We start from the raw sequence: 12,124 nt of genomic DNA, 5'->3' as shown, positions 1-12,124 counted from the left end.
GCTAAAGCCCGGCTGCGGCGAGCATGGCGGAGGCGCCTTGCTCTGCCCCGTCAGCCTGATTTTGCAGCATGCGGAACAGCTCTCGCCCGACGCCGTGCTCCTGCGCAGGAGCAGCGGTGGGGGTGCGCGCCGAAAGGTCCGCCGTGGTCGATAGCTCTCCGGTCTCCGCACAAACGGTGATCACATCGCCATCTTGCAAATGGGCGAGCGGTCCGCCGCCTTTGGCCTCTGGCGTGATGTGGATCGCGGCGGGCACTTTGCCGCTCGCGCCGGACATCCGGCCATCGGTGACCAATGCGACCTTGTGACCGCGATTTTGCAGCACGGTGAGCGAAGGGGTGAGCGCGTGCAGCTCTGGCATGCCATTGGCGCGCGGTCCTTGGAAACGCACGACCACGACGACATCACGGTCGAGCTCGCCAGCTTTGAACGCCGCGACCACGTCGGCCTGCGTTTCGAAAATGCGCGCGGGCGCGGTGACGGTCCAGCGCTCGCGCTCAACCGCAGAGGATTTGAAACATGCTCGGCCGAGATTGCCGGTGAGTAGCTTCATGCCGCCATCGGGCTGCACCGGATCGCTCGCCGGGCGAAGCATGTCGAGATCGCGGCTTTCGGGCACATCAGCCCAGCTCAGCTTTTGCTCAGCGTCCAGCACCGGCTCGGCGGTATAGGCTGAAAATCCGTCGTCCCACATAGTTAGAATATCGCCGTGGCACAGCCCTGCCTCCAGCAGAGTGCGCGCGACATAAGCCATGCCGCCAGCGGCGTGGAACTGATTCACATCGCCGGAGCCATTGGGGTAAACTCGTGCAACCAAAGGCACGACGCTGGAAAGCTCGGCCAGATCATCCCAGTCGAAAATGACGCCAGCGGCCCGCGCCATCGCCGGGATGTGGATCGCGTGATTGGTCGAACCACCGGTGGCGAGCAGGCCAATCGCCGCGTTGATGATCGCCTTTTCATCGACCACCTGCGCTAATGTGCGTGTCGTGGTGCCGAACAGCTCTGCTAGGCGGTGCATCGCTGCGCGGTCCAGCTCCTGACGCAGCTTTGTGCCAGGCGTGAAGAAGGCTGATCCGGGAACGTGCAGTCCCATCATCTCCATCATCATCTGATTGGAATTGGCCGTGCCATAGAATGTGCAAGTGCCAGGCGAGTGATAGCTGCCAAGCTCGCTTTCAAGCAGGGCGTCCCGATCAACCTTGCCCTCGGCATAGAGCTGGCGGGTTTCCTGCTTCTGCTTGTTTGAAATGCCTGATGGCATCGGGCCAGAGGGCACAAAGATCGCCGGCAGATGGCCAAAGCGCAATGCACCGATCATCAGGCCGGGCACGATCTTATCGCAAATGCCGAGGCAGGCGATCCCGTCATACATCTGGTGCGACAAAGCGACGCCCGTCGACATGGCGATCACATCGCGGCTGAACAGCGACAGCTCCATCCCGTCTTCGCCTTGCGTTACGCCGTCACACATGGCGGGCGTGCCGCCAGCAACTTGCGCGGTGGCGCCGACTTCGCGGGCGTAGATCTTCAGCCGGTCGGGATAGCGGCCATAGGGCTGATGCGCGGACAGCATGTCGTTATAGGCGGAGACAATGCCGACATTCGGGCCGCGCCCGCTCTTCATCGCGTCTTGATCTTCCAGCGCGCCGGCAAAGGCGTGAGCGAGGTTGGAACACGCCACATCCTTGTGCTCGGGCCTCCGGTCGCCTTCGCGCTTCATCAGTTCCAGATAGGCCGTGCGGCTGGCGCGCGAGTTTTCGATCACCCGCTCGGTTACCCGGTGGATCACATCGTTGAGATTACTCATGCCAGCTCACCCCATCGCGTTCGGTAAGGGCGATGGCGCTGCTCGGCCCCCAGCTGCCCGAGGTGTAGGTCTGCGGTTTGACCCCTGCGGCTGCCCAAGCGCTGCGGATTTGATCGACCCATTGCCACTGGGCCTCTACTTCGTCGCGGCGCACAAACAGGGTCTGCTCGCCTTGAATGAGATCGAGCAGCAGGCGCTCGTAAGCGATCCGGCGGTGCTGGCCGACAAAGGCATCTGGCATAGCAATGTCGAGCGGCACTTCGCGCAGGGAAATTCCGTCTTGGCCGAGGCCCGGCACCTTGGCCATCAGGGACAGCGAGATGTTCTCCTCTGGCTGAATGCCAATCACCAGTCGGTTGGGCAGCATGCTCGCGCCCATGCCTTCAAAGATGGAGTGCGGAACGCAGCGGAATTTGACAACAATTTCGGTCACGCGTTCGGGCAGGCGTTTGCCGGTGCGCAGGTAAAAGGGCACGCCCTTCCAGCGCCAATTGTCGACATGCGCCTTGATCGCGGTGAATGTCTCGGTGTCGGAATCCTTACCCAGCTCGTCATCATAGCCGGGCACAGCCTCACCGCCGATAGCGCCTGCCCGATATTGCCCGGTTACAGTCTCGCTGGCCTGCACTTCGCGAAGGGCACGCAGCGCCTTCACCTTCTCATCGCGGACCGCGGTCGCGTCAAAGCTCGTCGGAGGCTCCATCGCCACCAGCGCCAGCAATTGCAGCATGTGATTTTGGACCATGTCGCGCAGCGCGCCGGCATCGTCATAGAAGGCAACGCGCCCTTCTAGGCCGACGGTTTCGGCGACCGTTATCTGGACGTGGTCGATATAGTTCGAATTCCAGATCGGCTCGAACAGGATATTGGCAAACCGCAAAGCAAGCAGGTTCTGCACCGTTTCCTTGCCAAGATAATGATCGATCCGGAAAATTCGGTCTTCCGGGAAGGCATCGGCCACCGCATCATTGATAACACAGCCGGTGGCGAGATCAGTGCCAAGCGGCTTTTCCAGACACATTCGGACATTGTCACCCGTCAGCCCGGCGTGTTTCAAACCAGCAATCGTTGGGCCAAACAGGCTCGGCGCGGTGGACAGGAAAATCGCCATACCCGAATCGCTCGGGCCGGCCTCGTTTACTTTGTCAGCGAGCGCGTCAAACCCATCCAGCGTGTTTGCATCAAGCGCTTGGTAAGACAGGCGATTGAGGAATGCGGCCATTCCGCCGCGCCGTTCGTCTGGCAGATAGGTTTCCAGCGCCTCACGCGCCAAATTGCGAAATTCCGCATCGTCAATGTCGCTGCGCGCGGTGCCAATGATCTTCAGATCAGGTGACAGCAGCCTGTCGGCGTCCAATGCACACAGGCTCGGCAACAGCATTCTGCGCGACAAATCGCCGGTTGCGCCGAACAAAAGTAAGCGATCAGCAGAGAGCTTTGGCTCAGGCATGCGTATATTTCTCCCGCGTGCCGCAGCTATGGATTGCGGCAATTGGGTTCTAGCGCGAAGCGCAATGCTCGGCCATAGGTTCGCATAGCTATTCAATTGGGCTATTCAATTGCGCTATTCAGGTGCTGAGGCGGCTGGTCTAAAGAAGCGAACCGGGAGAGAGAGATGGATCCTGCGCGGCGGCAAACGCGGGTCACCAGTTTTGACGTTGCAGAGCGGGCGGGCGTGAGCCAGTCGACGGTGTCGCGCGCTCTATCTGGCTCTGCCGTCATCAGCGAGGCGACGCGCAGCCGGGTTCTGGAGGTGGCGAGCGAGCTTGGCTATTTCGTTGACGAGCGCGCCGCGCGGCTGAGGCGCGGGCACACCGGCACTTTGGCAGCGGTGGTAATCACCAAACCGGGCGGCAGCGCCCGCGATGTGAACCCATTTTCCTATGCGCTGCTGGGCGGAGTTTGCGCCGCAGCGGCAGAGCGCGGGTTGGAGGTGCTCGTGTCGCTGCAAGGAGACGAGGACAAGCTGTTCGGCAATTATGTTGAGCGCGGTCAAGCGGAGGGGCTGATCGTGATCGGCACCACGCTGAACCGCCCAGCATGGGAATATTTCCGGGGCATTGGAGAGACGACCGAGCTGGTCGCTTATTGGGGCTCGCCCCTTGGCGACCTCGACTGGGTTTCGTCTGACAATGATGCGGGCGCGCGTATGGCGGCGGAGCATTTGGCCGCGCAGGGTTGCAGAAAGCTCGCCTGTATTGGCTCGCGCGGCGGCACTCAGCGGCAGTTTGCAGAGCGCGCGGACACGTTTCTCGCCCACGCAAGCAAGCTCGGCCTAGAAGCGCAGCCGGTTGAAATCGGCGATGAAGATGATCGCCATGATCAGGGCCGCGCGGCGGCAGAGCGGATGCTGGCCGATGGCTTCGCGGTGGATGGCGTGTTTGCAGTGTGCGATGCGCTGGCCTTTGGCGTGCTGGAGGCGCTTAACGCTGCGGGCCGGAAAATACCCGAAGAGATCAAGTTGATCGGGTTCGACGGTTTGCAGGCGGGCGAGCTGTCTAGCCCCACGCTGACCACGATTGAGCCGGACCTGGATCAGGCGGGGCGCCTGCTGGTTGAGGCAGTGACCTCTGGCGGGCCGCACTCCGGGATACGCCGAGTGCCGGTGAAGCTGCTAAAACGCGGAAGTTCGTGAGTGAGTTGCGCGGGCGGCGCGAAAAATCCTAAACCCGGCTGACCTCGACCCTCGACGATAGAAACTGCGCTGGGCCGAACGTCGTGAGGAAACTCACATCTGCCGCATCGCGCCCAACCCCGATAATCGCCATCTCCGATGGTTTTGCCATGTTGGTCGCGTCAACCAGATGCCATGCGCCGCGTGTCGGCTCATCAGGGTGAGCGAGGAACACCTCGGCCACTGCGTGAAAATCCTGCGGGCGGACGTCAGGGCCATAGCAGGCGGCATAGCGCGCCGGGATAAGAGAGGCTCGCGCCAGCGCGATCAGCACGTGCGCATAGTCGCGGCACACTCCTTGGCGCGCAACGAAGCTATCGGTGGCTGTCGTCTGCTCGCCGCTGGAGCCGGGTTCATATCGCATGTTTTCTGCTAGCCAGCCCTCGATCGCGGCAATTCGAGCGCCGCCCGATGTGCCGGAAAACTCTGCCTCAACGAAGTTCTGAAACGGTCCAGCCGAGCAATAGCGCGAATCGAACAGATATTGCGCCGCCTCGCCGGTGATGGATCTCGCGGCTAGCTGAGGCATGGCGGTAAGCTCAATCGGCTTACGCTGCGTTTCGACCTTGGCGCGGTAGGTGGTCTCGAACCGGCCGGTGCTGCTCACCCAAATGCGCGTGCCGACCCCATCATGTGCTGGCACCCGCGTGCTCGCCGCCTCGGCAGTCATGTCGACACTTTGCGAGAGGATCCGCTGGCCCGGCAATCCTGCAACCTCAAATTGCAGCAAGGCATCGCCCGGCTCGTCGAATTGGAAAGTGAAGGTCGTCTGGATGTCGAGGGGCATAGGTCACTCAAGTCTGGCAGGCACATTTGTTCCTCAATCACGCGTTTTTTGCGCTCTTTCAGGTCCAATTGTCCCATCTGGGATATTCAGCCAGCCCGCCTCTGCTTCTAGCCCGCGCCCAGCAGCCACAACCAGTGGCCGTTTTGTCCGGGGAGGGCAAATGTTCCTACCGGAATAGATTACAGGGGTTCGTATCCATGAAGAAATTTTCCATCACCGCTGCCGCTATGGTGGCGCTCGTCGTCGGCTTTGCCGCCGCGCCCGCTCCAGCAGAGGCGGGCCCGTTCGATAAGATCACCAAGAAGGTGAAGAAGGTCAAAAAGAAAGTCGATCAGGCCGAGGACGTGGTCGAGACAGTCGACAATGTGCGGAACGGCGGATCTGGCGGCGGTTTCGCCAATCGCGGCAGCACGTCCAACTCACCGCGCACTGCGCGGGCTCCTGGCCATGTTGGCGGCGCAGGCGCCGCTCCGGCCAAATACACCGGCCAGCCGCACTGCGCGAACCTGGGCCTGGGCGATGCCTTTGTCGGCCGCCAGGGCACATACACCTTTAGCCAGGGGATCAGCACAGAGGAGCGCACCGGCCTGACCGAGCGCACCAATGTCAGCCCGCAAAACGGCTGTTTCTTTCCCGGTCTTGCGGTTGGCGATGTGCTCTATGTCGAAGTTGATGCGGCCAAGTATAAGAAATACGACTATAAAATTCAGTGCGTTTCCTATGATGGCTCTGAGCAGCTCGACAATGTCCACGGGCCGAAAATCAACAATTACAAGGGCAAGGACGTGATGCTGCACAGCGGCAATTCGCTCGGCTACACGCCAACGGCAAGTGGCAGCAATTCCAACCGCTCTGGCGCTTATGACAAATATCTCGCCAAGCGCGGGCGCCAGATGATCACGTTCAATTTTGAGTCTCTGCATACCGATAAGTCAGGCACGGACTTTTACTGCCAATGGTTTGACAAGAATTCTGGCAAGAGCGCGGTGGCCTTTGCCTATCGCCGCGGTCCAGCGGGCTAAACCCAGCAAGCCCAGTGAAATGAGGCGCGGCGGGCGAACAGCGTATTCGCCCGCCGCATCGCACGCTTTTCAATCATCCAAATCAGCACAGGAATATTCAACTCATGAAAAAGACATTCTCCATTTTCGCCGCCAGCGTTCTCGCCATCGGCACCGCGCCTGCGGCACTCGCGCAAAGCTCCTCCAGCGAAGTTTCCAAGAACGGCTCTTGCCCCACCGGCTTCAAGGCTTCGGGATCAAGCTGCAAATCATCGAGCAAAGTTGCGCTTCCCAAAATCGGTTCATGCCCGACCGGTTTTAAAGCCTCGGGAAACTACTGTGTCGGCGGTAAGGGAGATTATGCAGAAATCCGCGATGGTAGCTGCCCAAGCGGAACGAAGACATCAGGCAAATATTGCGTGAAGTGATTTTCCCCAAACTGCGACCCTTGGGGAAAGGGCCGCGTCTTTTGCGAGGCGCGGCCCACATTCCCTGGGCGCATGGATGCTGATGCCCGGGCACGCTTCAACTTGGCGAAAACCATTTTGCAGCTATGAGGCGAGGCTTGATGGCTGACGAACGCGAAACCTATGTCGATCGCATTATCCGCGATGCCTATGCCACCATGGGCAAGCCTGAACGCGTGCTTTCTTTGTTGGAGCAAGGGGAGCATCATTTTGAGGCGGGGCAAGAGGATGTTGGCAGAGCGGATCAGCACTTCGTCGAAGCGGGTGAGCTGATTGACGAAGTCTCGACGCTGACGGGCAGTGATTTTGCCAATTTCGTGCTGCCTGATGTGTCGCCCAGCGGGGCGGAGCTGGTCCTGGATCGCTCCCAAAGGCTCATTTCCTTCGACCCGGAGGTCTTTACCGGGCCAGAGCTGGAAAGCGGCCATCCAGCGCCGGACTGGCTGTGGGATCCAACTGAACGCAGCGAGGATTTGCGCCGCATTCGAGAGACAAAATTGGGCAGTTCCACTGGTTTTCTTCGGCTGTTTACCGCACCCGACGATGATCAGGGCCGCTGGTTCAATGTCGAAGCCGGCGCAGGGGCGCAGGCTGAGCATGTTCATTTCAAGCTGATCCAGTTTCGCTGGCAAGAGGCGAGCGGCAATCGTTTTCGCGAAGCGCTCGGCCTGACTGAAACCGAACTTGCGCTGACCCGTCATTTGGTTTCGGGCGGAAATGTGCGCAGCTTTGCGGAACAGCGCGAACGCTCGGTTGGTACGGCTCGCAATCAGCTAAAGGCGCTGCTGCGCAAGCTGGCGATCAATTCTCAGCAAGAGCTGTTGATGCTCTATACCGGCTTTGCCCATTCCCTGCGTTTGATTGACGAGAGCGAGGGGCCAAAGCGGCATTTCTGCAGCCGGATATTTCACGAAGAGGATGGTGACCGCATCGCGTGGGAGGAACACGGCGATCCCAGCGGCGATCCGGTGCTTTATTTCCATCCCTTCTTTGAGGGCGCATTGTTCACCGCTGAGCAGGATGCCGCTGCTCGCGAGGCAGGGCTGCGGATCATCGCCCCGTGGCGGCCGCTCTCGGGCGAAACAACCGGGCGATCAAAGCGGATCGAATTGGTTCGAGAATTTGCGCGCCGGCTTGATCCGTTCCTTGAGGCGCAAGGGATCACTGAATGCGCCGTCCTCAGCGCCACGGCGGGCACACCCTTTGCGCTGGGATTTGTTCAGGCGACGCGGGTGAAGGTGAGCGGTGTTGTTTTGGCCGGCCCCTTGGTGCCGTTCCCCACGTGGGCGGACATCGGCATGGTCGATATCGGATATCGCCGGGCGGTGCAGATGACGCGGATGGCCCCGGCCTTTGCGCGGATATATATTCGCGCGACCTTGGCCGGCTCGCTGCGCGGCGAATTCGACAAGTTTATCGACGATTTTTACCGCTCCAGCCCGGATGACCGGGCCTATTACAAACGGCCCGAAATCCGCGAGATGATCCGCCAATCAGGCACTTATACCTTCATAAAGACGCTGGACGGCCCGACTGAGGGCGTGATTATCGAGGCGTTCGATTGGAGCGAGCTGTGCCGTGACATCGTACCGCCTGTGACCATGGCAATCGGAGCTAATGGCGGCTTTGTCAGCCACGAAAACTATCAGAAATTTGCCGACAAATATGGCTTTGCAGTGGATGCAGAATTCCGCCGCTCTGGCCAGTTGGTGATGCACGATGATCCGGTCCGGGTGTTTGCGCATGTGCGGCGCGAGATTGGCGGCTAACGGAACGGCGCGGCCTACCCTCAGCAAAACCCCCTTTCGTTTCAGAATAAGTGCGGTAGCTTGAAGACAAGCGATTCTTGCGAACAGGGGAGGGCGCTTTGGCTGTTTGTCCGTATTGCTCTGGTGGTCAGATCGATCAGGGTTATCTTGATTGCTACAGTTGTGGCGGCACCGGCCACGGTGGACATACGAACCAGGCTTGTATGGCCTGCAATGGCAGCGGCACCGGCGGGCGCGATATGGTCACTTGCTGGAATTGTCATGGCGCAGGAACGGTGCCTGATCCATCGCCTGCGCACGGCTCTGCGCCTGCGAAAAAGCGCGGGGCAAAGCCTGCCAAGGCGCGGCAACAGGCCGCCGCCCACAGCTCGGCCAAGCAATGGACCGCCGGCAATTACGTCTTCTTTGGCGTCACTTACCTGCTCTCGCTCGGCTATCTCTCGGACAACACAGAGCTGGAGGGATGGCCGCTGTATCTCGTCCCGCTGATCCCGGCGGGGATCGTTGGGTCCTATTGGAAGCAACTGTTCGTGATCGCGCTGATCATCGGCGGCCTTTTTATCTGGGGATCGAGCCAGACCTAGCGGCTTAGCCTTGCGCGATTACGCCGAACAGATCGTGCGCATCGGCCTCTTCAATCACTGCGGTGACGATGTCGCCTTGCGCTACGTCTGCCGGGACATTGCGCAAATGCACTTGGCCATCGATTTCAGGCGCATCGGCCTCAGACCGTCCGCTTGCGCCAATGTCGCCGTCTTCGTCCGGCTCGCCGACCTCATCAATGATCACCGGCAGGGCGCGGCCGACTTTGGCGGCTAGCTTGGCCGCGCTGATCCGCTCGGTGACTTCCATCAGCCGGGCATAGCGTTCTTCCTTTATCGCCTCTGGCACCGGATCAGGCAGGGCGTTGGCCTGCGCGCCTTCGACCGGTTCAAAGCGGAAAGCGCCGACGCGGTCGAGCTGAGCCTCTTCCAGCCAATCGATCAGATATTTGAAATCGTCCTCGGTCTCGCCGGGGAAGCCGACCACAAAAGAGGAGCGGACTGCGATGTCTGGGCAGATATCGCGCCAACCCCGCAGCCGCTCGAGCACTTTGGCCTCGTTCGCCGGGCGCTTCATGCGCTTCAAAACCGAGGGCGAGGCGTGCTGAAACGGGATGTCGAGATAGGGCGTGAGCAGCCCCTCGGCCATCAGCGGGATGACCTTGTCGACATGCGGATAGGGATAGACATAGTGCAGACGCACCCACGGCGTTTGGCCCGATTGCGTGCGCAATTGGCCCAGCTCGCGGGCGAGGTCTGTCATATGCGCGCGCGGCTCGCGGCCCTTCCATGCGCGGGTTTCGTGGCGGGTATCGACCCCGTAAGCGCTCGTATCCTGGCTGATTACCAGCAGCTCGTTTGTGCCGGCGGCGACCAGTTTTTCCGCCTCGCGCAGCACCGCGTCAATCCGGCGGCTGGCGAGCTTTCCGCGCAAATCCGGGATGATGCAGAAGGAACAGGAATGATTGCAGCCCTCAGAGATCTTGAGATAGCTGTAATGGCGCGGGGTCAGCTTGATATCGTGCTCTGACGGCTGAGGGATCAGGTCGATAAACGGCCCTTGGTTAGGCGGGGCGTGATCGTGCACGGCCTCCACCACTTGCTCATATTGATGCGCGCCAGTGACGGCCAGAACTTGCGGGTGGGCGGCGCGGATTGCGTCCGCCTCTTCTCCCATGCAGCCCGTTACGATGACCCGGCCGTTCTCGCTGATCGCTTCGCCAATCGCGGCCAGGCTTTCTTCCTTCGCGCTGTCGAGGAAGCCGCAGGTGTTGACCAGCACCACGTCCGCGCCGGCATAATCGGGCGACATTGCATAGCCATCAGCGCGCAGCCGCGTGAGGATGCGTTCGGAATCGACCAGCGCCTTGGGACAGCCGAGCGAGACCATGCCAACGCGTTTCTGGTCGGCCACGGGCTTTGGCGATGCAGTGGAGGTGGGGGCGTCTGTATTCATATCTGGCCGCGCCTCTACACGCGAACCATGCTTTGCGCTAGCACTTGCAGTGGGTCGCGCCTTTGGGAGAGGTAATTATGAATCTATTGGATGTGAGTTGGCTGGCCGTGTTTCTCGCCGCGCTCGCCGGATTTGTCGTGGGCGGCATTTGGTACGGGCCGGTCATGGGCAAGAAATGGATGGGCGCCGTTGGCCTAACCGAAGAACAGATCAAAGAAGGCAATATGGGCCTGATCTATGGCGGGGCGTTTGCGTTCTCGCTGCTCGCCAGTTGGACGCTCGCTCATACTTTCCACTCATACGAAGTGAATGATGTGGAGCTCTCAGTCACGGTCAAAGTGGTGACGGCTTTGGGCATTGCATTCGGCTTTATCGTGCCGGCTCTGGGCACCGCCTACCTGTTTTCGCAAAAGGGCAAGGCGCTATTCTTCATCGATGCAGGATACTGGCTGCTGTTCTACACCGCGATGGGTTTCGTGCACGCTTACTTGCCGTAAAACCGCGCCAATTCAGCTTGGCCTAGTGTGCGTCACCATTGGTCTCGCCGTTGATGCTTGGGACGATCTCAACCACGATATCGCCCGGCTGCAAGTTTTGGCATTCGTCTTCCCAAAAGCCGATTGCCCGGCCGCCGCGATAGACCCGCAGGCCGCGCCCGCCAGTGCTCAATTCCTCGATTGAGCAGCCGCATTCTTCCTCGGTCACGACCCGTTCCACCAGCCGGACCCGGCCATTTACCGAGGCGAGATCGGCGAGGTAATCCGAGATATGCGCCCCGCGTGCAGAGCCTGCGAGCAGCAGGCCGGTAAAGCGCACCGGGTTGATCACATTGTCCGCGCCTGCTTGCCGCGCCAGCAGCTCGTTATCATCCGCGCGCACGACGACGCTGATCGGAACCTTCGGCGCGAGATGCCGCACGGTCAGCACGATCAGGATTGAGGTATCGTCCCGGCCAGCGGACACCAGCACGGATTGCGCGGTGCTCACTTGCACTGCGTTCAATGTTTGGTCGCGGGTCGCATCAGCGTTCATCACGTTGACGCCGAGCTTTTCTGCCTCGACCAGCCGGTCCTCGCTCGGGTCGACGACCACGATATTGCTGGGCTCCATCCCGCGCTCGATCAGTTCGGTGACGCTTTCGGAGCCGGAAACGCCAAAGCCGAGGACGATGACATGGTTCGAGAGCTTCTCTTGAATGCGGTTCATGCGCCACTTCTCCCAGCTGCGCTTGATGATGAAATTGTAGGCGGTGCCCACAAAGATGAAAAACACGGCAAAGCGGATCGGGGTAACGATAACCGCTTCGACCAGCCGCGCGCGGTCTGTCACCGGGGCGATATCGCCAAATCCGGTGGTGGTGATCGAAATCATGGTGAAATAGACGATGTCGAGAAAACTGACCTCGCCATCGACGCTGTCGACCAATCCGCCGCGATCGAACCAGTGGATCATGACCACGATGGAAATCAGCAGCAGTGCCAGACCCAGTCGGATACCCAAATCGCCCCACACCGGGATTTTGACCGCGCGTCTTAGCGGGCGAAAGCCAGACTTGCGCCGCTTGGGCGCGTCCTTGGGAAACAGAGTGTCGAGTTGCTTGGCCATGCCCCGTCCTGCG

Annotated in this window: 11 protein-coding genes; 5 read left to right on the top strand and 6 right to left on the bottom strand. The window is 60.5% G+C overall.

Annotation, left to right across the window (positions count from 1 at the left end):
• Position 1: 1 nt before the first annotated feature.
• Both edd and zwf read right to left on the bottom strand, forming a co-directional pair.
• Positions 2-1,810 carry a phosphogluconate dehydratase gene (gene edd / locus AC0V6M_RS02595; RefSeq protein ID WP_486137309.1) on the bottom strand — a complete coding sequence of 603 codons (1,809 nt, stop codon included), beginning with the start codon at positions 1,808-1,810 and terminating at the stop codon, positions 2-4.
• Positions 1,803-3,260: a glucose-6-phosphate dehydrogenase gene (zwf, locus tag AC0V6M_RS02590; protein ID WP_486137308.1), complete on the bottom strand. Its 1,458-nt coding sequence runs from the start codon at positions 3,258-3,260 to the stop codon at positions 1,803-1,805. The genes edd and zwf overlap by 8 nt, the downstream gene beginning before the upstream one ends.
• A 165-nt stretch (positions 3,261-3,425) precedes the next feature.
• On the opposite strand from zwf, the gene AC0V6M_RS02585 reads away from it, so the two are divergent.
• On the top strand, positions 3,426-4,445 hold the full coding sequence (locus AC0V6M_RS02585; RefSeq protein ID WP_486137306.1) for a LacI family DNA-binding transcriptional regulator: 1,020 nt from the start codon (positions 3,426-3,428) through the stop codon (positions 4,443-4,445).
• A 28-nt stretch (positions 4,446-4,473) separates the two neighbouring features.
• Here the strand turns inward: AC0V6M_RS02585 and AC0V6M_RS02580 are convergent, their stop codons facing one another.
• Positions 4,474-5,271 carry a transglutaminase-like domain-containing protein gene (locus AC0V6M_RS02580; RefSeq protein ID WP_486137305.1) on the bottom strand — a complete coding sequence of 266 codons (798 nt, stop codon included), beginning with the start codon at positions 5,269-5,271 and terminating at the stop codon, positions 4,474-4,476.
• Positions 5,272-5,468: 197 nt separating this feature from the next.
• Here AC0V6M_RS02580 and AC0V6M_RS02575 point away from each other — a divergent pair, with 197 nt between their 5' ends.
• Positions 5,469-6,293 carry a hypothetical protein gene (locus AC0V6M_RS02575; RefSeq protein WP_486137304.1) on the top strand — a complete coding sequence of 275 codons (825 nt, stop codon included), beginning with the start codon at positions 5,469-5,471 and terminating at the stop codon, positions 6,291-6,293.
• A gap of 97 nt (positions 6,294-6,390) precedes the next feature.
• Here the strand turns inward: AC0V6M_RS02575 and AC0V6M_RS02570 are convergent, their stop codons facing one another.
• Positions 6,391-6,567 carry a hypothetical protein gene (locus tag AC0V6M_RS02570; protein WP_486137303.1) on the bottom strand — a complete coding sequence of 59 codons (177 nt, stop codon included), beginning with the start codon at positions 6,565-6,567 and terminating at the stop codon, positions 6,391-6,393.
• A 273-nt stretch (positions 6,568-6,840) separates the two neighbouring features.
• Here AC0V6M_RS02570 and AC0V6M_RS02565 point away from each other — a divergent pair, with 273 nt between their 5' ends.
• Together AC0V6M_RS02565 and AC0V6M_RS02560 are read left to right on the top strand one after the other, a co-directional pair.
• Positions 6,841-8,508, top strand: a complete 1,668-nt coding sequence (locus AC0V6M_RS02565; RefSeq protein WP_486137302.1) for a bifunctional helix-turn-helix transcriptional regulator/alpha/beta hydrolase — start codon at positions 6,841-6,843, stop codon at positions 8,506-8,508.
• Positions 8,509-8,711: 203 nt separating this feature from the next.
• The gene (locus tag AC0V6M_RS02560) at positions 8,712-9,092 is read left to right on the top strand and encodes a hypothetical protein (RefSeq protein ID WP_486137301.1); all 381 of its coding nucleotides are present in this window, start codon (positions 8,712-8,714) and stop codon (positions 9,090-9,092) included.
• A 4-nt stretch (positions 9,093-9,096) separates the two neighbouring features.
• Here AC0V6M_RS02560 and rimO read toward each other — a convergent pair whose 3' ends face one another.
• Complete coding sequence (gene rimO / locus AC0V6M_RS02555; protein ID WP_486137300.1) at positions 9,097-10,506, bottom strand: 30S ribosomal protein S12 methylthiotransferase RimO; 1,410 nt, start codon at positions 10,504-10,506, stop codon at positions 9,097-9,099.
• Between the two features lie 77 nt (positions 10,507-10,583).
• Between rimO and AC0V6M_RS02550 the strand changes: the two genes are divergently transcribed.
• Positions 10,584-11,003, top strand: coding sequence for a DUF1761 domain-containing protein (locus AC0V6M_RS02550; protein WP_486137299.1), 420 nt, complete (start codon positions 10,584-10,586; stop codon positions 11,001-11,003).
• A gap of 22 nt (positions 11,004-11,025) precedes the next feature.
• On the opposite strand, the gene AC0V6M_RS02545 is transcribed toward AC0V6M_RS02550, so the two are convergent.
• Positions 11,026-12,111 carry a potassium channel family protein gene (locus AC0V6M_RS02545; protein ID WP_486137298.1) on the bottom strand — a complete coding sequence of 362 codons (1,086 nt, stop codon included), beginning with the start codon at positions 12,109-12,111 and terminating at the stop codon, positions 11,026-11,028.
• Between the last annotated feature and the right edge of the window lie 13 nt (positions 12,112-12,124).

Source organism: Erythrobacter sp. JB3-1, from assembly GCF_057364995.1.
This window is presented reverse-complemented; position numbering and strand designations above follow the sequence as displayed.